This is a genomic window from Plantactinospora sp. WMMB334 (assembly GCF_049179095.1).
Classification (GTDB): Bacteria; Actinomycetota; Actinomycetes; order Mycobacteriales; family Micromonosporaceae; genus Plantactinospora.
This window is the reverse complement of record NZ_JBMHME010000002.1, coordinates 1,850,093-1,872,965: the sequence shown is the minus strand read 5'-3', so window position 1 is coordinate 1,872,965 and position 22,873 is coordinate 1,850,093. Positions and strand designations below refer to the sequence as shown.

The 22,873-nt window shown below is 73.1% G+C and carries 17 protein-coding genes; 5 read left to right on the top strand and 12 right to left on the bottom strand.

Annotated elements, in window-relative coordinates; genetic code table 11:
* Positions 1-3: 3 nt before the first annotated feature.
* From lanKC to ACN27G_RS07970, 9 genes are all read right to left on the bottom strand, one after another.
* Positions 4-2,559, bottom strand: a complete 2,556-nt coding sequence (lanKC, locus tag ACN27G_RS08010; RefSeq protein WP_421492135.1) for a class III lanthionine synthetase LanKC — start codon at positions 2,557-2,559, stop codon at positions 4-6.
* Positions 2,560-2,569: 10 nt separating this feature from the next.
* Positions 2,570-3,955 carry an MFS transporter gene (locus ACN27G_RS08005; protein WP_421492134.1) on the bottom strand — a complete coding sequence of 462 codons (1,386 nt, stop codon included), beginning with the start codon at positions 3,953-3,955 and terminating at the stop codon, positions 2,570-2,572.
* A gap of 280 nt (positions 3,956-4,235) precedes the next feature.
* Complete coding sequence (locus tag ACN27G_RS08000; protein WP_421492133.1) at positions 4,236-4,382, bottom strand: hypothetical protein; 147 nt, start codon at positions 4,380-4,382, stop codon at positions 4,236-4,238.
* A gap of 150 nt (positions 4,383-4,532) precedes the next feature.
* Positions 4,533-6,578 carry a BTAD domain-containing putative transcriptional regulator gene (locus ACN27G_RS07995; protein ID WP_421492132.1) on the bottom strand — a complete coding sequence of 682 codons (2,046 nt, stop codon included), beginning with the start codon at positions 6,576-6,578 and terminating at the stop codon, positions 4,533-4,535.
* A gap of 220 nt (positions 6,579-6,798) precedes the next feature.
* Positions 6,799-6,939: a hypothetical protein gene (locus tag ACN27G_RS07990; protein ID WP_421492131.1), complete on the bottom strand. Its 141-nt coding sequence runs from the start codon at positions 6,937-6,939 to the stop codon at positions 6,799-6,801.
* Between the two features lie 166 nt (positions 6,940-7,105).
* Positions 7,106-10,018: an ATP-binding protein gene (locus tag ACN27G_RS07985; protein ID WP_421492130.1), complete on the bottom strand. Its 2,913-nt coding sequence runs from the start codon at positions 10,016-10,018 to the stop codon at positions 7,106-7,108.
* 84 nt (positions 10,019-10,102) lie between these two features.
* Positions 10,103-10,378, bottom strand: coding sequence for a hypothetical protein (locus tag ACN27G_RS07980; protein WP_421492129.1), 276 nt, complete (start codon positions 10,376-10,378; stop codon positions 10,103-10,105).
* Positions 10,379-10,447: 69 nt separating this feature from the next.
* Complete coding sequence (locus ACN27G_RS07975) at positions 10,448-13,681, bottom strand: type 2 lanthipeptide synthetase LanM family protein (RefSeq protein WP_421492128.1); 3,234 nt, start codon at positions 13,679-13,681, stop codon at positions 10,448-10,450.
* 141 nt (positions 13,682-13,822) lie between these two features.
* The gene (locus tag ACN27G_RS07970; RefSeq protein ID WP_421492127.1) at positions 13,823-14,665 is read right to left on the bottom strand and encodes an alpha/beta fold hydrolase; all 843 of its coding nucleotides are present in this window, start codon (positions 14,663-14,665) and stop codon (positions 13,823-13,825) included.
* A 168-nt stretch (positions 14,666-14,833) separates the two neighbouring features.
* Here ACN27G_RS07970 and ACN27G_RS07965 point away from each other — a divergent pair, with 168 nt between their 5' ends.
* The 3 genes from ACN27G_RS07965 to ACN27G_RS07955 all read left to right on the top strand — a co-directional run bounded on the left by ACN27G_RS07965 (position 14,834) and on the right by ACN27G_RS07955 (position 17,296).
* On the top strand, positions 14,834-15,550 hold the full coding sequence (locus ACN27G_RS07965; RefSeq protein WP_421492126.1) for a GntR family transcriptional regulator: 717 nt from the start codon (positions 14,834-14,836) through the stop codon (positions 15,548-15,550).
* Positions 15,551-15,959: 409 nt separating this feature from the next.
* A complete protein-coding gene (locus ACN27G_RS07960) occupies positions 15,960-16,799 on the top strand; it encodes a LuxR C-terminal-related transcriptional regulator (RefSeq protein ID WP_421492125.1) in 840 nt (279 codons plus the stop codon).
* The gene (locus ACN27G_RS07955) at positions 16,796-17,296 is read left to right on the top strand and encodes a hypothetical protein (RefSeq protein WP_421492124.1); all 501 of its coding nucleotides are present in this window, start codon (positions 16,796-16,798) and stop codon (positions 17,294-17,296) included. The genes ACN27G_RS07960 and ACN27G_RS07955 overlap by 4 nt, the downstream gene beginning before the upstream one ends.
* Positions 17,297-17,327: 31 nt before the next feature.
* On the opposite strand, the gene ACN27G_RS07950 is transcribed toward ACN27G_RS07955, so the two are convergent.
* Positions 17,328-17,969, bottom strand: coding sequence for a class I SAM-dependent methyltransferase (locus ACN27G_RS07950; protein ID WP_421492123.1), 642 nt, complete (start codon positions 17,967-17,969; stop codon positions 17,328-17,330).
* 450 nt (positions 17,970-18,419) lie between these two features.
* Between ACN27G_RS07950 and ACN27G_RS07945 the strand changes: the two genes are divergently transcribed.
* Together ACN27G_RS07945 and ACN27G_RS07940 are read left to right on the top strand one after the other, a co-directional pair.
* Positions 18,420-19,961, top strand: coding sequence for a DUF4389 domain-containing protein (locus tag ACN27G_RS07945; protein ID WP_421492122.1), 1,542 nt, complete (start codon positions 18,420-18,422; stop codon positions 19,959-19,961).
* 37 nt (positions 19,962-19,998) lie between these two features.
* A complete protein-coding gene (locus tag ACN27G_RS07940; RefSeq protein WP_421492121.1) occupies positions 19,999-20,682 on the top strand; it encodes a hypothetical protein in 684 nt (227 codons plus the stop codon).
* A gap of 380 nt (positions 20,683-21,062) precedes the next feature.
* Here ACN27G_RS07940 and ACN27G_RS07935 read toward each other — a convergent pair whose 3' ends face one another.
* Both ACN27G_RS07935 and ACN27G_RS07930 read right to left on the bottom strand, forming a co-directional pair.
* Positions 21,063-21,959, bottom strand: a complete 897-nt coding sequence (locus ACN27G_RS07935) for a class I SAM-dependent methyltransferase (protein ID WP_421497267.1) — start codon at positions 21,957-21,959, stop codon at positions 21,063-21,065.
* Positions 21,960-21,964: 5 nt separating this feature from the next.
* Positions 21,965-22,480 carry a GbsR/MarR family transcriptional regulator gene (locus ACN27G_RS07930; protein WP_421492120.1) on the bottom strand — a complete coding sequence of 172 codons (516 nt, stop codon included), beginning with the start codon at positions 22,478-22,480 and terminating at the stop codon, positions 21,965-21,967.
* Positions 22,481-22,873: the final 393 nt, after the last annotated feature.

Genomic DNA, 22,873 nt, shown 5'->3' with positions numbered 1-22,873 from the left:
TGGTCAGTCGTCGAAGAGCACCGGAAGCGGAAAGGCACCACCGGCCAGTGCGGACTGCACCGCCGCCAGGACCCCGGCCGAGCCGGTGGCCAGGTCGGCGGAGAAGCGCCGGAGCCGCACGCCGGGGATCAGCAGGGCGCCGTCCCGGTGTACGGCGTGCACGCCGAGCAGCCGGAGCTGTGGCAGCAGCACGTCGGCCGCCTCCCGGCCGGCGAGCCGGGTCAGCATCGCGATCATCCCGGCGCGCCCCTGGTAGAGGCCGGGTTCCCGGAGCAGCGAGGGCTGGCAGGTCCAGCGCACGGCGCGGACGAAGTCGTCGAGTTCGGCGTCCTCGCGATGGGTCAGGTATTCCTGTGCCACCAGCGCGATGCCACCGCTGCCCCCGTCGAGGTAGTGGAGGTGGCGGGCGCCCCGGAGGACGTACCGGCCGCCGTCCTCGGCGAACCGGACGCAGTGCGAGAGTTCGTGCGCCAGCGCCCGGCGGCAGGCGGTCAGGTGGTGCTCGGCTCCGGTGACCCGGTACAGGCGCAGGTGCAGCAGGGCGGCGCCGCTCATCCCGTGCAGCAGACCCGCCGAGGCCGGCAGTGCGAGGCCGTCGGCGGTGGCGCCGTCGCGTACCAGCGCGTCCAGCTCGCCGGCGGTCCGTTCGGCCTCCTCGACGAGCGTCCCGTCCCCGGTCAACGCGGCGAAGTGCAGCCGGGTCAGTGCCGTCCCGGCGCGGCCGGACGCCAGATCGGGCACCCGGGCGGGAGCGGCGTCGCGGCAGTCCTGGAGCAGGTCCAGTGCCTCGGCGCCGCGCCCCAGCTCGGCCAGGACGGCCGCCACGCCGCAGAGCCCGTCCAGCAGTCCGGGGCGTGGCTCGGAGCCGCGGCGTGCCCGCTCGGCGGCGGCGACCAGCCAGTCCAGGTGCTCGGCCGCGACCGGCTGACCGGCGCGGTGCAGGGCGAGCAGGACGCCGGCGGCACCGTGCCCGACCGCGGCGCCCTGCGCCTCGAAGACCTCGGGACCGGCCGGGAAGAGCCGGTCGGTGCGCTCGGGGGTGGCGGTGCGCAGGATGCCGGCGACGAGCTGGTCGCGGATCGCGGTCCAGTCCGGCACCGGGGCGGCGAAGAGGGCCCGCACCGCCGGCTCACCGCTGGCCCGGCTGCGCCCGCCCGGCGTGGCCGGCACGACCGGCGCCTCCGGCCCGGCTCCCGGGCCGAACCCGAAACGCTGCCGGGCGACCGCCTCCAGCGTCGCCTCCTTGCCCGGGTCGAGATCGATCAGCTCGACCAGTGGCATCAGCAGCATCAGCCAGAGGCGGCGCAGGGCGAACCGGTCCGCCTCCTGGCCGCCGACCCGGGCCGGCGCCGCGAATCCCGCACAGCCGACCCGGGGCTGGCCGGGCCCGCCCGCGTACTCGAAGTCGACGAGCGTCACGGAGTCGTCGGGGCGGACGATGACGTTGCCGGGATGCAGGTCGCCGAAGCTGAGGCCCCGGGCGTGCAACACGTCCAGCGCACGGGAGACGCCGTCCACGATCTTGTCGACCCAGCTCAGGTAGCCGGCGAGTTCCTCCCGGGTCGTCTCACGCAGCCGCAGCGGGTTGCGGGTGATGGCCCGCATGAGCAGGTCGCGTCCCTCGACGTACTCCTCGATCAGGTACTCGTGCTCCCAGACCCTGGCCAGGCCGTAGACCCGGGGCGCGCAGTCCAGGCCGTTGAGCGACGTGAGGATCTGGTGCTCGTGGCGGAGCCGGGCGACGGCGTCGGTGCCGGTGCCGTCCAGCCCGCTGTGCGGGCGGGCCTCGCGGAGTACCGCCTGCTGGCCGGTCTCGACGTGCTCGACGAGGTAGATGCCGCCGCCGTTGGTGAAGTAGAGCGGTTTGCGCACCCGGTACGGCAGGTCGAGCGCGCCGATCGCCGACCGGTTCGCGAGGTGCGGGCGGAGCACCGCCGGCGGCTCGACCCAGCCGGGCATCCGGAACACCGGCGACCGCTCGTCCGGCACCAGCGCGCCGGTCGCGTCGCGCAGGGCACGGACCCGCCGCCCGTCGGGCCGTACGCACCACTGGTCGCGGAACGCGCCGTACCGGACGAAGACCGGGCCGGGACCGATCCGCAGGTCGCTGAGGATGTACGGGCCGGGGCGCCCGTCCAGCGCCGCGGTCAGCTCGGCGAGGAGGCCGCCCAGCTCCGCCTCCTCCGCCGGGTAGACGGTGACGAACTTCCCGCTGCTCCCCCGCGGCATGTACTTGCCGCTCGCGACGAGGAGCGCGGTGCGGCTGCGCAGGAACTTGAAGGTGGTCCGGCGGGGCAGGCAGATGCCGGCCACGATCTCCAGCGTCTCCGCCGCCTGCTCCGGCACCGCCGAGATGTGGATCTTCCAGCCCTGCGCCGGCAGCTTCCGGCCCTCGGGGTGCAGCTCGGTCCAGAACCCGGAGTGGTGCCGGCGCCAGCCCTTCGGCAGCACGGCGCCGTCCAGGGCGAAGCGGGTCGGCGCGTCGGCCAGCCGCTCGGGCAGCTCGTAGTAGTCCGGGTCGCTGAGCGAGAACATCTCGGCGTCGTGCACGGAGAGCATGGCGGTACTCCTAGTCGTCGACGAGGACGGATACCGGCCGCACGGCCGGTGCGGGACCGACCGGTGCGGGACCGACCGGTGCGGGACCGACCGGTGCGGGACCGACCGGCCGCCCCGCCGGGGCGGACGTGGCCGGGCGGACGTCGTGTTCGTGCGACGCGTCCGCCCTGGTGTGCAGCAGGGACGCCCGGCCATGCGGCACCGACACCCGGGCGTGCAACACGGCCGCTGCGGTGAGAGCCAGCGCGCAGAGGGCGAAGACCCCGCCGACGGCTCCGAAGGTGGCGTTGGCACCCCAGGCACCGAGCAGCGCCCCGCCCGCCACCGGCCCGAGCGGCTGCGCGAGCGTGGAGATGAAGCTGGCCGCACTCTGCACCCGGCCGACCATCGCCTCGGGGGTGGCCAGCAGCATCGCGGTGATGAAGCCGATGCTGCCGATGCCGGCGACCGCCGTGCAGGCCGCCGCGAGCAGACCGATCAGCAGCGGCGGGTGGGTGATCATCAGGATCGCGGCGGTGGCGGTGCAGACCCAGCAGGTGACGGCGAGCAGGACGCCCGCCCGCCGCTCGGGGTGCAGCAGCGGGGCGAGGAGCGCCCCGGCCAGCGAACCGGCCGCCGTCAGCGAGACCACCATCCCGCCGGCGACCCCCTCGTGGCCGCCGTCGGAGGCGATCGCCAGCGAGACGAAGCTGAGGGCGCTGAAGGCCGCGTTCATCCCGAGGCCGAAGACGAGCAGCACGGTACGCAGGTGGGTGTCCCGCCAGAGGAACGCCACCCCGGCGCCGAGCTGCCACCGGGCCGGCCCGGTGCGGGCCGGCGGCGCCGAGCGGGTACGCATGAAGGCGAGGCAGAGGAGGGCCAGGAGCAGCGCCGCCGCCTCCACCACGAACGGCGCCGCCGGATGCCAGGCGAAGACGGCACCTCCGGCGAGCGGCCCGACCAGCCGGGCGACGGCGCTGCGCGCCTGGAATCGGGCGGAGGCGGTGCCGAGCAGGTGCTCGGGTACGACCACCCGCATCAGCCCGAGCGTGGCCGGCAGGGTGATACTCCCGATCACCGCGCCGGCACCGGCGACCAGCAGGACGAGCGGCAGTGGTGCCCGGCCGGCGAGGACGGCCAGCGCCAGCACCGCGACGACGAGCAGGCTGCCTCCGGTGCAGGCCCGCAGCAGGCGGAGCCGCTCGGTGGCGTCGGCCAGCGCGCCGCCGGGGAGCATCGTGACCAGCAGCGCGCCGACCGAGACGGTGCCGACGGCGCCCGCCTGGACCGCGGAGCCGGTCTCACGCAACACCAGCAGGGGCAGGGCGAGCAGCGACATCTGTGCGCCCAGCGCGGCGAGCAGGCCGCTGACCCACAGCAGCCGGAACTCGCGGATACCGGACAGTCGGACGTCCATCTGGGACTCCTTCGCTCCGCGCGGGTCGGGAACCTGCTCCGCGCCGGTCACCCACCGGGATGGTTGATCTCCTCGACCATGGTGGTTTTCTCCGTCCCGGGGACCGCCCGGCGATCCCCGGATCGATCGCGCCCCGTGGAGCCGCCGCGTGCGGACGTCGACCGGCCCGGGGTACGGGCACCGGTCCACGTCCGGCACGGCGGCGGCACTTCCGCAGGACGATCGGGGTCGGATCGTCGAGGAGGTGCGGCGACGCCCGCCGCACCGTCCACGGGAAGGGTCAGTGCGCGGAGATGCTCACGCCGCTGACGCAGCCGTGGGCCTCGACCTCGGGGTCGTCCTTCTCGAGCTTCTGCAGCTCCAGCACCGAGTCGACCTGCTCGGCGTCGGCGTCCTTCTCGGGGGTCGGGTTGATGCTCTCGGCCATGATGGACTCCTCCGTTACGGGGGACCGCCCGGCGATCCCCGGATCGATCGCGGCCCTTGGATCCGCCGCGTGCCAACAACGTAGGAAGCCCGGGTACAGGGCCGGTCGGCGTCGGGCACAGCGCCGGTATGTCGGCAGCGTGATCGGGGTTTACGGCTCCGGACCGACGCGCGGTGCACCGGTGCCCGGCAGGACTCCGGTGGCCGGCAGGGCTCCGGTGCTCGACAGCGCTCCGGTGGCCTGCGGGGCTCCGCCGTCGCGCAGCAGCGCCCGCAACAGGCCGGGCAGGGCGAAGGTGAGGCCATCCCCCACCACCGTCCCGTCGGCCGGTGCGGCGGCGTGCGCCTGCACCTCCGCCGTCGGTACCGCCAGGAGATGCGGAGCCACAGGGTGCGCCTCGACGAGATGTGCCTCGACGAGCCGTTCCAGCACGACCTCGGTCCGGACGGCGTCGAGGCCGAGCGCGGCGGCCGCCTCGGCAGCCGTGAACTCCGGACCGTCGCAGGCCGCCAGCCGGCGCAGCGCCGCCCGATCGTCCGGTGCCGCCTCGTCCAGCCACCGCACGAGGCGGGTCCGGACCTGGCGGTCCCCGGCGCGGAGCTGCTCCAGCACCCGGTGCTCGTCGGAGAGACGGTCCGCGTACCGGGACAGCGGCAGGTGCGGCACGGCGGCGAGTTTGGCACCGGCGATCCGTACCGCCAGCGGCAGGCCGTCACAGATCTCGGCCAGCCGCTGCGCCGCCGCGGCCTCGGCCGCCACCCGCCCCGCCCCCACCAGCCGGCTCAGCAGCGACAGCGACTCGGGTACGGTCATCGGCTCCAGCCGCAGGTGTGCCGCCGACTCGAGGGCGGTCGGGCGGCGCCGGCCGGTGATCAGCACGGCGGCGTCCCCGGCTGCGGCGAGCAGGGGCCCGACCTGCTCCTCCCCGGCCGCGTCGTCGAACACGAAGAGCACCCGCCGGCCCGCTGTCGCCTCGCGCAGCAGCGCCGCCGTCGATCCGCCGCCCGCCGCTGACGACCATCGCGCGCCGACAGCCGTCGATCCGCCGCCCGCCGGCTCAGGCGGCCGCCGTTCCACCGCCGGCTCCGGCGGCTCCGGCGACCGCTCCGCCACCGCCGGCTCCGGCGGCCGGCCGAGGCCGTGCAGCAGCTCGGAGACGACGTCGGCCACGGTACGCGGACGGCCGTCCGGTGCCCGCAGGCGTACCAGCACACGCCCGTCGGGATAGCGGGCGCCGAGCCGATGCGCGCAGTGCACCGCCAGCGCGGTCTTGCCGACCCCGGCGGCACCCGAGACGGTGACGACGGTGGCGGGTGTGGCCGCGCCGAGGATGTCGAGGAGGGTGCCCACCTCCCGGGCCCGCCCGGTGAAGTCGGCGACGTCCCGGGCGAGCTCCACCTCGGTGACGGCGCAGCGCGGCGGCACCGGCCGGGCCCGCCCCGGCGGCTCCACCGCCAGGCCGGGGTCGCCGGTCAGGATGGCCTCGTGCAGCCGGGTCAGCAGCGGGCTCGGGGTGAGCCCCAGTTCGCGGGCGAGCGCCTGGCGGTGCGCGTCGAACTGCGCCAGCGCCTCGGTCTGCCGCCCCGCGCGGTAGAGGGCGAGCATCTGGGCGTGGCGCAGCCGTTCCCGGAACGGGTGCTCCCAGCAGAGTTCGTCGAGCCCGTCGACCAGGTCCGCGTGCCGCCCGAGCGCCAGGCTCGCCTCCGCCCAGTCCTCGTACGCGACCAGATAGCGCTCGCGCAGCGTGGCCGCCTCGGCCGCGATCGCCGGCACCGGCGCCAGGTCCGGCAGCACCGGTCCGCGCCAGAGCCGGATCGCCTGCCCCAGCAGCTCGGCGGCGGCCGACGTCCTTCCCTCGCGGGCGGCGAGCCGCCCCTGCCGGGCGAGGTCCGTGAAGCGCAGCGCGTCCAGCCGCTCCGGCTCGATCCGGAGCAGGTATCCGGGCGGGCGGTGCAGCACCTGCACGCCACCGGTCCCCAGCAGCGCCCGCAGCGCCGAGACGTAGCTCTGGAGGTTCTTGTGCGCGGTACGCGGGGGCGCGCCGTCCCACAGCGCCTCCCGCAGCACCGGCACCGGCACGATCCGGTTGGCCCGGCACAGCAGCAGGCCGAGCACGGTCCGTGGCTTCGACGCGGCACAGTCGAGCTGCCGGCCGGCGGCGGAGATCTCCAGGGTTCCGAGAATCCTGAACTTCATGGCCCGGGGGTCCTGAACGCGCACCGGGCGTACGAGAACGTCGTCATGAGGTGGCACCCGCCTTCCGGGTTGGCGGGCCCGGTCGGTCACCCGCCGCCATCTCACTGTCGTCGGCACGCTCCCGCGCGACATCCCGGAGCCGCACCCAGATTCCGCCGCCGGCTCCGGCTCAGCCGTGGGTCCGGGTCAGCCGGGTCTGGCTCAGGGGCTCTGCCCCGGCTCAGACCTCCAGGCAGAGCGGGCTGCTGAAGTGCGCCTCGACCTCGGGCCGGTCCTCGTCGAGCCGCTGCATGTCCAGCACCGAGCCGGTCTGCTCGGCGTCGATGTCGTTCTCCGGGGTCTGGTCGACGTACTCGGGCATGGTGATCTCCTCCCACGGACCGCCACGGCGGTCCGAGATCCGGTCGCGGCAGGGTCGCCGCCTGCCGTCACGGTAGGAGTCCCGGGTACGGCGGCGGCATTTTCTGGGTACGGCGCCCCCATGCCCCCACCGTTCCGGACACCGGCCCCACCGTTCGGGAAGCGGTTCAGGGTTCGAGCTGGCTGAGCCCGAGCCGGCTCGGCTGCCCGGTCTTCACCAGGAGGCTGGCCACGTGTTTCTCGACCGTCCTCGGCGACAGGTGCAGCCGCTCGGCGATCTCCCGGTTGCCGAGTCGCTCCCGCAGCAGCCGCAGGATCTCGAACTCCCGCACTGTCACCCCGGCCGAGCGCAGCGGCGCCGGGATCTGCTCGATGCCACGGCGGCGCTGGCCGACCGGGGCACCCGCCCGGCGCAGCATCGCGCGGCAGGCGCTCGCCACCGGGGTGACCTCGGCGCCGTGGAAGTACTCCTCCGCCGAGCGGAGCCACCGCACCGGCGCGCCCCAGCCGTCGGCGAGGGCCGCCTCGGCGACCAGCCGCAGCGCCAGGTGACGGGCCATCTCGTACGGCTCCGCCAGCCGTTCCGCCTCGGCCACCGCCCGAGTCGCCGCGTCGGCCCGGCCGGCCCGGCCCGCCAGCACCGCCTCGGCGAGCAGCGAGAACTGCCGGTCCCACCGCAGCCGGCTCGCCGGTGTGCCGGTGACGGCGCGCAGGGACTCCTCGTCCAGGTCGTCGGCGAGGGCCCGCAGCAGCAGGCCGAGACCGTGCCGGCCGCTGAGCGGGAAGATCGTGGGGCTGCGCGCCTCGGCCGCGAGGCCGCGTTCCAGATCATCCACCGCCCGCGCGCGGTCCTCTTCGAGCAGTGCGCAGAACGCCCGGATGAGGCCGTAGACCCGGGGCGTGTGCAGCGGCTGGTCGCCGCCGGCCACCTTGAACTCGCCGAGCGCCGCCTCCATGGCCCGGCGCCGGCCCTGGTGCGCGGCGAGCATCGCCCGGGAGAGCAGCAGATACTGTGTCGTCTCCAGCAGGGTGAGCCGCTCCGTGTCCGGCAGGATCCGATCGATGAGCCGCTGCGCCTCGGCGTACCGGCCCATCAGCACCAGGTGCAGCGCGATGCTCGACTCGGCCTGGTAGCCGACCGTCACCGCACCGATCCGCCGGGCGGTCTCCCGGGCCTGGCCGAGCCGGTCGAGCGTCGCGGCGTGCAGCGCCTCGTCGTTGCCGAGCCGGACCAGCACGTGTGCCTCGGCGATCGGCAGCCCGTGCCGCACGGCGATGGCCCGTGCCCGCTCCAGGCAGGCCGTGCCCTCCTCCGGGTCGCGGATCCGGCAGAGCGCGCCGAGCAGTTGCCACACCTGACAGGCGACGTCGGGCAGCGGGATGGTCTCGGCCACCGTCACGGCCCGCCGGGCAAGTGCTTCGGCGGCGGCGACGTGTGCGGAGTCGGAGTCGGAGCGGTCGAGCATCAGGTGCGCCTCGACCGCGTCGACCCGTACGCCGGCCGCCGGGTCGGGCTCCGGCCCCAGCAGCGCACGTGCGGTCTCGACCTGGGTCCGGGCGTCGTCGCTGCGGCCGGCGACCACCGCCGCCCAGGCGAGCCGGGTGTGCCACTGCGCGCGCCGCTGCCGGTCGAGGCCGCCACCGATCCGGTCGAGCACGTCGACCGAGGCGAGCGCCTGTTCCACCTGGCCCGCCTCCACGTACGCGAAGAGCAGCGCCTCCTGGGCGTCCGCGCGGCTGTCGACGTCACCCTCGGCGCCGAGCGCCTCCTGGGCGCGCTCCAGCAGGGTGACCGCCGACCGGGCCGCCCCCTGGGTCAGCGCCCGTCGCCCCGCCTCGGTGAAGAGCCGGCCGGCCGCCACCCGGTCGCCCGCGCCGAGCCGCAGCGTCGCCGCCTGCTGGCACCACTCGCCGGGCAGCCCGGGGTGCAGCCGCTCGACCGCGTCGGCGGCCTTTCCGGCGAGCTGCGCGCGGCGCGCCGCCGGAAGCATCGCCACCAACGACTCGGCGAGCAGCGGATGGTGGAACGCGTACCAGTCGGGTTGCTGCTCGTCCGGGGCGACCAGATGGGCCACGGCGGTGCCGCCGGAGAAGTGGCCGAGCAGGTCGCGGTCGTCCAGCCCGGTGAGCGCCTGCACCACCGCCAGCGGAAAGCGGTGCCCCAGCACGGCCGCCGCGGAGAGCACGTCGCGGGCCTGCGCGGAGAGCAGGTCGAGCCGGTGGCTCAGGCTCGGGGCAAGGGTCATCGGCAGCGCGACCGGCATCGGCCCGCCGACCTGCCAGCCCTGCTCGGTGCGGCGCAGCACCTCGCTCTCGCAGAGGTCGTTGAGGAGTTCCTCGGCGTGCAGCGGGTTGCCGGCGCTGCCCGCCCAGAGGAGGTCCACGACGGATCCCGGCACCTCGGCGGACGGCGTCTCCAGGCAGCTTCCGGCGAGGTCGCGCAGCCCGTCCCGGCCGAGCGGGCGGAGCCGTACCAGGGTGGCGAGCCGGCGCTGCACGCAGGAGCGGGCCAGTGCCGGGGCCGCACCGGAGTCCGGTCGGAAGGCGGCGACCAGCAGCGCGGACTGCTGCCCGAGATGCTGGACCAGGTATTCGAAGACGGCCAGGCTCTCCGCGTCCGCCTCGTGCAGGTCGTCGAGGATCAACAGGCAGCCGTGATCGCGGGCGACCAGAGCGGTGAGCCGCAGCACCGCCTCCGCGATGATGACCAGGGAGTCGCCCGCGCCGCCCACCGCGGCCCCGTCGTGCCAGTCCGGCACGAGCCGGGAGAGGATCGGGCGGTACGGCCCGAGCTCGCCGATGTCGACCCGGTATCCGGAGTGGCGCAGCGACAGCAGCAGCTCGGTGAGGCAGCGGAAGGGCAGGATCGGCCCGATCGCGCTGCCGCGCCCGCGCAGCACGCACATGTCGACCGCGAGCCCCCGCTCCACGGCGGCGTCGGCCAGGCGCGACTTGCCGATCCCCGCCTCTCCGGTGACGAAGAGCGCACCGCCCCGCCCGGAGCGGGCGTCATCCACCGCGCGGTCGATGACGCCCAGCTCGGCGTTCCGGCCCACTACAGCCGTAGCGCGGGCGTACACGGTTCCGATGTTAATGAGACGCCACCGATGAATACATAGACATAAGGTTTCACACCCGCTACGAAAGCCGGTCAGATCCTTCGCTCAGCCCTGCGGCGGCTCCGGGTCCTCCACGCAGCAGGTGGTGTTGCAGAACGGGCTGGCCAGGACGACGTCGGGCTGGTCGGCGAAGACGGTGGCCGCCGCCGGGCCGAACGCCGAAGCCATGCCGATCAGGGCGGCGGCGCCGGCCCCGAAGGCGACCGTGCGGACCGTCGTGGACCAGCCGGTCGCCGCCGGCCTTCCGGACTCGCCGGCCACACCGGAGGCGCCGACCTCGCCGGTCTCGTGCGGAACTTCCTCGACATTGCCGATGGACATCGGATTCTCCCTCTCTGAATCTGCTTGACCTGCTGATCTGCTGGATCTGCCGGGCTGTCGAGCGGCTTCCTATCGGGACGGTGCCAGGAGGAGGACGGAGGGAACCTGTTCGGGAAATCCGGCGCGGAGCAGCCCGTATCCGATCCCGGCGAGGCCGTCGAGCAGTCCGGGCGTGGGTACTCCGCCGGGGGTGCCGCACCCGGCGGCACCGCGGGCCATCGCGCCGGCGACCTGGCCGGCGCGACGACGGCGGACCCGCGCGGCCTGGCTGTCCCGGCGGACGGCCAGCGCTTCGAGGATCCCCAGCTCGCCGTGGCAGAGGCTCAGGTCGCGGAGCACCGGACGGGCGGCATAGCCGTCCAGGGCTGCGGGGTCGTCCGCGATGCCGGTGACGTACCGGGCCGTCTGCACCCCTGCCCGGCCCGCGCACCAGCCGTACTCGTCGCCGCCGCTGGTGGCGGCGGCGAGCAGCAGCCGCGTGCCGAGCCGGCCGCAGCGGGCGGCGTCCGGTCCCGCCCCGGCGGAGCCCGCATACCGGGCCAGCGCCCAGCCGACCCCGGCGGCACCGTCGCCGAACCCGGCGGCACCGCCGCCGAACCCGGCGGCACCGCCGCCGAACCCGGCGGCACCGCCGCCGAACCCGGCGGCACCGCCGCCGAACCCGGCGGACGGATGCGGCAGCGGCTGCTCGGCACGGTCGGCGAGGAGCGCGGCACAGCGTCGCGCCAGGGCGGCCGCCTCGGGCAGGTCGAGCTCCTCGTGGATCGCCGTCATCGCCGCCAGGCAGCCGGCCAGGCCGGAGAAGACGCCCGGCGCCGCATCGGCGGTGACGGAGCGTCCGGCGAGGTCGATCGCCGAACGGGTCCAGTCGCGCGGCTCCGCGTCGCCGAGCCGGTTCGCGAGCCGGGCCAGCGCGTACGCGATGCCGGCGAAGCCGGTCATGCCGCCGCAGCCCACCGCGCGGATCGCCGCGTCGCTGCCCGAGAGCACGGTGAGCAGCTGCGGGACCCGGCCGATCGCCGCCCGGGCGGTCGTGGCGTACCGCTGCACGCCGGTCAGCGCGAAGAGCTCGGCCAGGAAGAGCGCCACCCCGGTGTATCCGGTGGCCAGGCCCGCACCCATCGGCAGCACCAGCCACTGCCGCTCGTCGACCAGCTCCAGACCGAGCCAGTTCACCTCGTCGCCGCGACGTGCGGAGACCGCCACGAGCTGGTCCGCGATCCCCCGCGCCCCGGCCAGCAGCCGCGCCGGCTCCGCCGCGGCGTCCCGCGCCCCGGCGCCGGGGCCACCCCGGTGACCGCTGGGCTCCCGGCGGGTGGCGAGCGTCGCCGAGATGATCCACTCCTGGTCCCGGAGATTCGCGTCGCTCATCGCGGCGAGCTGTTCCAGCGCACCGGCCAGCGCCGGGCGGTCGAACACCCCCTCCACGGCGGTGCCGTCCCCGGCCCGTACGGCGGTTCCGCTCGGTGTGCCGGTGAAGAGCGGTACGTCCCCGGCCCAGAGCTCGGCCAGCTCGTGCCGGACCAGTCCGGCCGTACCGGGCAGTTCGGCCGCGACGGGCCGGAGCGCGTCCAGCGCACGGTCCCGGTCGAGCCCGTCCCGCAGTACCGCCGGACGGCTGGCCCGGCCGAGCAGCGTCCGGTAGAGCTGGGTGGGACGGACCACGACACGGGTCTCGACATCGGCGCAGCGGCGCAGCAGCGCGGCGACCTCCGCCCGCTCCTGCATGATCGCGTGGTACGCCGCCCGGAAGCCGGCGAGCAGCGCGGGCTCGTGGTCGGCCGGATCACGGTCGATCCCGTCGAGGCGGGCCCGGTTGCCCCGGCCGGCGAGCGGAGCGGGCCGACGGTCCCGGCGCATACGGTCGGTGCCGGTGTCGACCCAGCAGGCGGCACCGCCGGGGGTGGCACCGTCGCCGCCGAGCCCGGAGATGTCGGCCCGGCCGTGCGCGCCAACCAGTATCAGCGGCAGCATGCCGGTGCGGTGCACCGAGGACGCCAGTCGCTCGGCGGCGGGATCCGCGGCGAGCCGCGCCCCGGGCGTCACCGGGTGGAACATCGTCTCCACGTCGACGAGCACCGGATGCTCGCCGCAGGCGACGACGTTCTCGTGGTGGATGTCGACCGCCCGGACCAGGTGCAGCACGGCGAGCAGTGCACCCTGCCGGCGGTAGAACCGGTCCAGCCCGGCCGGGTCGGCGACCGGTGTGCGGGCGAGAAACTCGGCCCAGCCGTATCCGTCCCGGGCCAGCACCACCGGCATCCGCAGGCCGATTCCGGGCAGCGCGCCGTTGAGCCAGTCGAGCAGCCCTGCCAGGCGTACGTGCGCCTCGACCGTCCGGGGCTTGTAGACCACCCGCTGCCCACCGGAGAAGACCAGCGCCGCCACCGCCCTGCCGCCACGGTGGCGGTCGGCGCCGAGCTCGGCGACTGCGACCAGCCGCCCCGGATCACGCCCGCCGAACAGGTGCGCCACGATCGCCGCCCGGTCGGCGGCGTACCGGGTGAGCAGCTCGTGCTGGTGCCGCACCGCCTGCTCGGCGGCCTGGCCGAGCAGGCGGCCGAGGACGGGGTACCGGCCGAACAGCTCCGCCAGCCGACCAGGTGCGGCGAGCCGCCTGACGAAGTCGACGAACCGCTCCCGGCCGTCCGGGCCGGAGAGTTCACCGCGCGCCGCCGCCGCGCGCAACTCGGTGACGAGCGTGGGCGCGGCGATCGCCGCCAGCCGGCTGCCGAGCCGGACGGCGAAGTCGTCGAGCAGCGCCGCCCCGTCGACGCCCGCCGTGGACCGCTGCTCCCCCGGTCGCTCCCCCGGTCGCTCGGCCGGCTGCTCGGCCGGTCGCTCCCCCGGCTGCTCGGCCGATCGCTGGCCCGGCTGTGATCGCCGCGCCAGCCGCTGGCGGGCCTCCACCACCAACGGGTGCAGCAGACCTGCGAAGACCTCCGGCCCGCTAGCCTCGGGGCCGACCGCCGCGAGCGGCGGGATCCGGAGGGCCTCCGTCACGAAGGCCGCCCATGCCGGACACGTGGTACGCCGGCCCAGCGCCTCGGCGCCCTCGGCGAGGAGTGCCAGGAGTCCCGACTCGTCGGTCCCGGCCTCCGCCAGCCGCTGCCCGAAATGACCCGGGCCGGCACGATCACAGGCGCGCCGCCACTCTTCGGCCCGCGCGTCGGCGTCCGGATGGACGCCGGCCGGCTCCGGCACACCGGCGGCCAGCCGCTCACCGAGCGCCAGCCCGGCCGCCCACCAGTGGTCGGCCGTGGGTGGCGGCGCTTCGGCCGGTGTGGTCCGCGCTCCTGTCACGCGCCGAGCATGGCATCGACCAGGCGGCGGAACATGGGTAGAAGCCGCGTAGTTTTCTCCGGCCGGACCGACGGTCACCCGACGATCCGGCCGGCGGAGCACTCCGCCGTGTTCACCCGGCGGGACACCCTGGCGACGGGCCTATTGTGCGACCGTGCGGCCGGCCCTGTCGATCAGGTCGGCGACGGCGCCCGGCTCGGAGACGGTGACCGCGTGCGAGGCGTCGATCTCCACGGTGTACGAGCCGGCCCGCTTCGCCATGAAGCGCATCGAGTCGGCGGGGATGGCGAGATCCTGTGTGGTGACCATCGTCCACGACGGGATGCTCCGCCAGGCGGCCCTGGTGGCCCGGTCCTCGAGCGCGGTGGCCGCGATGGGTCGTTGCGTGGCCGCCATCAGCTCGGCGACGTCGCGGGGGACGTCCGCGGCGAAGACCCTGCGGAACTCGTCCTGCGTGATGTAGAGATCGGTGCCCGTGTCGCCGCCGGGGAGCGGGAAGGGCACCGGGTTGAGGGCGGGGCCGAGTTGGCCGCCCGGGAACCTGGCGGCCAACTCGGCGGTGCTCTCACCCTTGTCGAGGCTGAAGCTGGCGATGTAGACGAGTGCCCTGACGTCCGGGTGGCCGTCGGCGGCCTCGCTCATCACCGATCCGCCGTACGAGTGGCCGGCGAGCACGATCGGACCGTCGATGCTGTCCAGGACGCTGCGCAGGTATTCGGCGTCGCTGCGCAGGCCGCGCAGTGGGTTGGCGACGGCGACGACCGGGTAGCCGTCGCGCCTGAGCCGCCTGACCACGCCGTTCCAGCTCGACGAGTCGGCGAAGGCGCCGTGCACCAGTACGACCGTGGGCTTCCTGCCCGGCGGGCGCTGCCCGGTGGCCGCGCCCGCCGTGGTGGCGAGGAACGCGACCGCCGCGACGCCGGCGGTAACACCGGCCAGGGCGATCGCCCGCCTCGTGGGGCGGCGCAGGGACTCGATGTTCATCGGTGATGTCCTTCCGATCCAGGAGCGAGGGGCCGCCGACCCGATTGTCGATGAGTGACGGGTACGCGACATGCAATATATTGCATGTCGCGTACCGCTAGTGTCAAGACATCGGGTCGACGCGGGCGCGCATTTGACACCGGCGCCGCAGCCTGACCAACATGTTGCATGCCGGTGCCACGGGGTCGCGGACTCGTTTCCAGATCACTCCTGCGCGAGGACGCCTACCGGGCGATCCGGGACGCCATCGTCGACGGCACGCTCGCACCCGGCGAACGGCTCAACGACACGGACCTGGTCGAATGGCTCGGCGTCAGCCGGACGCCGGTGCGAGAGGCGCTCGCCCGTCTGGAGCAGGCGGGCCTGGTCCAGACGAAGCCGGGCCGTTACACGATGGTCAGCCCACTGGACGTCCGGGCCGCCCGTAACGCCCGGTCCGTCACGGCGGTGATGCACGAACTCGCCGTCCGGGAGGCCCTGCCCAACCTCTCCGGCGCCGAACTCGACGCCATGCGCGAGGCCAACACCCGGTTCGCCGACGCCCTGCGCCGCGACGACGTCGACGCGGCGATCGCCGCCGACGACGACTTCCACGGCGTGCTCGTCACCGCCTGCGCCAACGGCGCTCTCCAGGATGTCCTCGAGCGGTACACGCCGGTGCTCCGACGCCTGGAACGGCTGCGCTTCGCCTCACTCAGCGGCCGGGAGTCGGTGGCGCAGCACGACCGGATCATCCAGCTCTGCGCGGCCGGCGACGCGGCAGGCGCGGCGGCCGCCACCCGGGCCAACTGGGAGACCCTCGCCCCGCTGCTCGAAACCCCGCCCACCGACGATGATCCGGCCCGGCTCGACCCCACGGTCGCCACCCCCGCCGGAGACGGGTGAGGCTGTCGACCGTCCGTCGGGGCCGACGGGCGCCGTTTCCACCTGGAAGACCGACTGCCAACCGGGACGCATGGGCCGGTGGCGGGTTGCGGAATCGCGCAACGATTTCTTGGACGATCTTGCGGAATGCAGACATCGTCGTACTCCGGTGCTTGTATCGCTGCGTAGCACGGTCTGTCGGTTCGGGGGAGGGTCGTAGATGACAGGCAGGAGGACGGGGGTGCTCGCGATCGGTCGGGCCGTACCGGCGCTGGTCCGTTGGGGTGTCTCGGCGGACGCCGATCTGGTGTACCGGTGTCTGCTGACCTTCGGGCCGCAGGCCGCCGGGGAGGTCGCGGCGGAGCTCGGCCTGGGGATGCGGCGGGCGCGGGCCGCGTTGGAGGAGCTACTGGCGGTAAGCAGTGTCACGGTGGAGCGCGAGCCGTCGGGGCACGGCGCGGACGCCTCGGTCTGGCGGGCACGGCCCGCGGCTGCGGTGGTGACGACCCTGCGGCGCCAGGCGTTGCGGCGCGCCGCCGCGGCTGCCGGTGGCGATGCTGAGCCGTGTGAGCGGGTCGCGGTTTCGGCGAGGCACCTGCCGGACCGGGAGTCCCGCCGTCGGCGCATAGCCGAGTTGGCGGCGCTGGAGCGGGTCGAGCACCTGTCGATGCAGCCCGAGCAGGTTTTCGGCTCGGATGAGCTGGCGGTCGGCGCGCCGCTGGATGTCGCGGCCCTGCGTCGTGGCGTGCGGATGCGCACGCTGAGCCGTCCGCCTGCGGACGGCGACCGTTCGGCGCAGCACGCGATCGAGTTCGGCCGGCTCGGCGGCGAGTACCGGGAGGCGGCGCGTCTGCCGCAGAAGCTCATGATCTTCGACCGGCGCGTGGCACTCCTCGCCGTCGATCCTCTTGACCTGGGCCGCGGCACGTGGGAGATCGTCGACCACACAGCTGTCGATGCGCTCGTCAGGCTGTTCACCCGTCATTGGAGTGACGCGGTGGACCCGAGCCGGAACGGAGTACCCGCGATCGTGTTGACGTCACGCGAGAGAGCAATCGTCGCGCTGCTCGCCCAGGGCTGTACCGACGCCGCCTCCGCACAGCAGATCGGCATGTCCACCCGCTCGCTCACCTACACGCTGAGGGCGTTGATGGACCGTCTCGGCGTCGACAACCGCTTCCAGCTGGGTCTCGCGCTCGGCGCGCTGAACGTGGCGACACCACCGGGCGCGTCCACACCCGCCGCCACCATCGATGGGGGAAACCGATGAAATTCCTGGCTGTGCTCGCCACCCTGGTCGTCGCGCTGTCCGGCACCGGTTCACCGGCCGCGGCGGACGACGGGTGGGAACGCATTCCGTGCTTCTCTGGAGCCATCGCGCAGGTGGAGGTCACCGATGGCGACTACGTGACGTTGACCGGTCATCTGGACTGCGGCGAGCCGGAGGGCAGCACCGGGCCACGGTGGGGATACGCCGCCTTCATCGCGGGCCTGCCCTACGGGACCCTGAACGATGCGGACCTGCGGACGTACTCCCACGGGGACAGCACGGCGTTCTCCGACAGGATGCGGGTGGACCGGCTCCCGGAGCTGGGGATCTGTGTCGTCACGGACTACGAGGTGCGTATCGCATGCGTCAAGATCACCCGGAAGAGCCCGACATCGCCGATGCTCGCGGGACCGACGGACGTCGACGACGAGCTGGTCGACCGGCCACTCCAGCGACGTTCCGAGGGTGCTCCCAATCCGGTCTGCGGCCACTGCTAGAAGTTCGCGATGGTAGGACAACCAGGCGTGTCTACGTGATCGAGGTCGGTGGGTTCGACAGGCCGGAGGTGTCGGCCGGCCGGCGCAGCACGGTCACCGCGAAATCGGCGTCGTCGTGCCAGGGGCGCAGATCCCAGGTGGCGAAACGGTGTGACCGGCCCAACCCGGCCGCAAGCGCGTCAGCGTCGAAATCGGCCAGCGGGTAACCGCGACCGGTGCCGAAGCCGACCACCACGACCCCGTCCGGGCGGACGTGTGCGGCGATCCGGCGCAACACCGCCCGCTCGGTGCCCGCGGCGACGAACGCCATCACATTGCCCGCGCACACCGCCGCGTCGAACGGCACCGGCTCACCGTGGGCCGCGAGGTCCAGCTCCGCAAGATCGCCCACCAGCCAACGTGATCCGGGATGGTCTGCGCGGGCCGCCTCGACGAGCGCCGGATCGGCATCCACACCGACAACCTGGTGCCCACGGGCGGCGAGCACGGCGCCCACCCGGCCAGTGCCACAACCGGCGTCCAGGATCCGGGCACCCGGCGGGACCAGGGCATCCAGCAGCCGCGCCTCGCCAGCCAGATCCACGCCCTCGGCGGCGAGCCGGCGGAAGCGGTCGATATACCACTGTGAGTGCCCCGGTTTGGTCTCGGTCGCCCAGCGGGTCGGCTTGCCCATGCGATCACGCTACAGTCGGCACGGACCTCGGGTTCGCTGGGTTGTCTTCTGGCGTCCTCGACCTCCACCAGAATTCCGGCGGCGGGGCCGTTGATTCCGACCATCGGCACGGAAGGTCGAGAGCAACAGACCGAGGTCCCCTCGCGCCCTGACCTCTGACTCTCGTGTGGCGGAGACCTCGGCAGGATCCTGGAGGGAGGAGGTAGGAGGGGTTCCCGGTGTTGACTCGGGCCGGCACCGACCACGCAGTCACCGACGTGCCTGGGCGTCGGCCCGGCACCGGGTGTGGCGGCCGGCCGGATGACCCGATCGCGATGGATCATGCTCACCGCGTCCCTGGTCTTCGCCCTCGTCCCAAGGACGTCGTCGTCTTCGACAACGTGGTCATGCCGTGCACGGCCGCCGCCAACCCGTCATGACCGCCGCGCGCACCGGAAGGAGGCCCGTGTCATGACCGAGCCACTGCACCCCACCCACCCCGCACCGCAGGGGCCCGGGCCGACGGCCTCGCGAAGCCGTACGATGCCGCTGGTCCTCGGTGTGGTCCTGGCCCTCGTCGGGCTCCCGCTCCTGCTGGCCGGAGTTGGGCTGGGCTGGGCGCTTGGCACCCAGCGCGACGACGACGGCTTCTTCGCCGCCCCGACCGAGCGGTTCACCACCTCGACGGTCGCACTGACCAGCGCACAGATCGCCTTCGGTGAGATCGGACCAGCGGACTGGTGGGCCGAACGCAACCTCGCGACACTGCGACTGAGCGCACGCTCGACAGGATCCGAGGTGTTCGTCGGGATCGCGCCGAGCAGCGATGTCGAGCGCTACCTCGGGTCAGCCGGGTACGACCAGATCAGCGACATCACTGACAACCCGTTCCACGCGACCATCACCAGGCACGGTGACGACGGACATCTCGACGGGCCACCCACCGAGCAGAGGTTCTGGACCGCACAGGCCAGCGGAACCGGCACCCAGTCACTCACCTGGGACCTGGCGCCCGGCACCTATACCGCCGTGGTGATGAACGTCGACGGCTCGCCCGGACTGACCGTCGACCTGACCGCCGCGGGCCGCGTCGACCTGCTGGTCCCGCTCGCCTGGACGCTGGGGGTCGTCGGCACGCTGCTGATCGTCGGCGGCGCGTTGCTCGTCGTCCACGGCGCCCGACCGCCCGCCTCGCGTGATCGGCGGCCGGCGGGGCCCGACGCCCGCACCACGACCGACAGGGCGCTGGTCGCCGGGGCCGGCGGCGATCCGCCGTCGTCCCCGGTTACCGTCACCGGCCACCAGGACGCGAGGCTGAGCCGTTGGTTGTGGCTGGTCAAGTGGGTGCTGGTGATCCCGCACTTCCTCATCCTGGCCCTGCTCTGGCTGGTGTTCGTCGCCCTCACCGTGGTCGCGTTCTTCGCGATCCTCTTCACCGGCCGCTATCCACGTGGGCTGTTCGACCTCAACGTCGGGATCCTGCGGTGGACGTGGCGGGTGCAGTTCTACGCCACCAACGCGATCGGCACCGACCGCTACCCGCCGTTCACGCTGGACCACGCCGACTACCCGGCCGACCTCGATGTCGAGTACCCCGAGCGGCTCTCGCGGGGGCTCGTGCTGGTGAAGTCGTGGCTGCTGGCGATCCCGCACCTGATCGTGCTCGGCATCATCGCCGGCACGTGGCGCTTCGGCGACCAGAACGAGGGCGGCTTCACCGTCGGTGGACTCATCGGCGCGCTGACGCTGGCCGCCGGTCTGATCCTGCTCTTCGCGGGCCGCTACCCGGCTCCGCTGTTTGACTTCCTCATGGGGCTGAACCGCTGGGTCTACCGCGTTGTCGCCTACATCGCACTGATGACCGACGCCTACCCGCCCTTCCGGCTGGACCAAGGACCCACCGAGTTCGGGCCGCCGAGAACACCGGACCCACCCCCTGGACCGTCGATCATTCCAGAGCAGCCGACGGGTGAGCGGACGACTTCAGGACATGAGGAGCGGGTGCACCGATGAGACACCACCGTCCGGTCGGCACGCGCAGGAGACCCAGGTGAACCGGCCGGCCCGGCCGGTGGCACAACCCCGGAAAGCTGCACGCGGAATGAACGTGGCGCCTGATCGAGAGGTGTATCGGTGGCGCGGCCTCCTGCTCGCTGGCGGGTGGGCGGCCCTGGGCTCGGTCGCTGTCACCGTCGTTCAGATCAGCATCCTGGCTGCGTGGCCTCCGCCCGAGACCGCGCCGGAGTTCTTTGAGCTCATGCTCCGATCGCCACTTCTGGGGCTGGTCTCGATGGACGGGCTCTATTTGATCAACAACCTCATGGTTCTGCTGGTCTACCTGGCCCTGGCGGTCCCGTTGTGGACGGCGTCGCGATCCGCGGTTGCACTGGTACTGACGCTGGGTTTCCTTCAGATGGCGGCGTACAACGCCTCCAATTCGGCCGCGGAGATGCTGATGCTCGCCCGCACCCACGACCGGACCGAAGCTCCGGAGCGGGCCGCTGTCGAGGCCGCCGGCGAGGCCCTGCTCGCGCGATGGAACGGTACGGCCTTTCTGCTGCGGGCTCGCTCGACACTGACGCCGAGATCAGATGCCTCCTCGCCGCCGCACTCGTCACGACCAACACCCCCGGGGATCGGTGGTCTGCCCGGACCAGACCCATCAGGGTCACCGCCTTCCCGGCCAGCGCCACCGAACCCGCCGGACAGCCGCTTGCCGCTTGTCGGTCCCTGAAAGCTGCCGGCTCGTACGCTGACCTCGGTGGTGACCAGACCCAGCCGGCCCCGCAACGGCTCCCGAAACCCTCGGCGGCGTGCACTCACCACCCTGTGCAAACCACCCAAAAAACGCGTTTCGGTGGACCATAGTTGGCAGAATAAGAACCACATACCCGCAGCTCAGGGCCCAATCGTCACGCTACCGGCGGTACGCCGTCGCACGACCTGACCGATTCAGCGGCCGCCGCCCGCCGTAGCGCCACCATGCCGATCCGATCGGCCCATCGTCGGCGCTGCGGCCGTGGCCGCCCGCCCACCACTGCTGGATCACGAACGCCAGGCGGCAACCTCCTGGCCCAAACCCTTTGCAGAGATATTGATGATGATGGTTTCGGTTCAGGTGTGAGCCTCGTCGGTCGAGCGGTCGGCGTACACGAATCGTTCGATCTGCGACACGGTCACGTCTCGTCCGAGGGGGCTGAGGTAACGATCGGCGTACTCGGTGGGTCCGACTTGTTCGTGTTCGGTCCAGCCGTAGTCGCGCAGCAGCCCGGGCGTCTCGCCGGGGAGCAGCCCGAAGTGCCAGACGTGGCGTTTGATGACGAACTCGCGCCGTGCCGGTGCGGCGCCGTAGTCCTCGGTGCCGTCGAGGAAGTCGCGGCGGATGTAGGTGAAGATGAGCCGGCTCCCGGACGTGGCCGGGGTGAGACAGGCGAGTGTCTTGCGGACTGCCTCCTCGGTCAGGTACTGGGTGACGGCCTCCCAGACGAACATGGCCGGTTCGTTCCAGTCGAATCCGCCCGCGGTGAGCGCGGCGGTGAGATCGTCGGTTTCGAGATTGACGGCGGTGAGGGTGGTGTTGGCCGGTAGCCGGCCGTAGGTCTCGATGAGGCGGCGGCGCTTGTAGGCGATGTTGGCTTGCAGGTCGGTCTCGAACGAGCGGGCGCCGGTCGGTGCCACGAGGCGGGCAGGCCGGGTGTCGAGCCCGGCGCCGAGGAAGACGAACTGTTTGATGCCGTCGTGCAAGGCATCGCGGACCTTGTCGTCGGCATACCGTTTACGGCACAGCATGCTGGCCCAGAGTCCCTGCGCCTTAACGTCGGTGGCCCGGACGAGCAGTTGGTAGACCGGTTTCCACCGGCAGGCGCCGACGATCAGGCGTTGGCTGGGTGGTAGCAGACGAACGGCGTCCGGGTCGTCGAACAAACGTTGCTCCGCGGGGAGGATCTGTTCGCATGCGGCGATGACCATCGGGCCGAAGGCGGTCTGTGCTGCAGGTGGTCGTGCTGTCATCGTCGCTACTCCTTGGCTGCGCGGGTGGATGAGGGCAGCGGTGGCGCGTTGTCGAAGATCTGTTGCATCCATCGGAAGACTTCGTTGGCGGCGGCGAGGCGTCCACCGCGATCAGGTGATGGACCGGCAAGGGGGGTGCCGTCGTGCAGGATATTTCCGAGGGAGGCCAGCGAGGCGATCTGCCGCTGGACGACTTTCTCCCAGGCGTCGTCGTCGACGCGGTAGTACACGGTCCGGCTTGCCGGTTTGGTCAGGACGCGGACGAACCCGACGGAGCTGAGCAGCCGGAGGTTCGTCGACAGCGACGCCCGGCTGGCACCGATCGCGGTCGCGATCTGCTGCGCGGACTGCTCGGGCGGGTCGCAGATCATCAGCCAGCCGAGCACGCGCCCGGCGATCAACGGCACGCCATCTTGGTCCGAGCAGTACTTGGCGAGCCGTTCGACCCATTCCAGCACGTCCGCCGACGGTCCGACTGAGGCATCGTGATTGGACTCTTCAGTGCCGGATGGCTGTTTCATAGGTTTCATTGTTGACTGAAACATGCGGCCTGTCCACTGCGAAGTGCTGACGACGGCCTACCCCCTCGGCTCGCCAGCGGAGGAACCGAACCCCGCACGACCGCCGTACGGCGGCCTGTTCAGCCTTAGGACAACGGGCCGCCCGGCCCTGGCTGTCTCCTCGCGATCCTGCCTACGTTGCCGTCGAATCGCCGCGGTCGGTTCGCGTCACCCTGGGGCGTAGCGGTCACCTGGAGGCTCACATGGATATCCCGTCGGTACCTGACATCCGGACCGATGATCGCGGCCGGCCGCACCCTTTGGACGTCCACGGTGGGAAGGCCCGCACCGGACTACGGTTGGCATGGGCGACGAGTGGACTCGTGCTGGTCCTGAGTGGCGCCGCCGCTACGA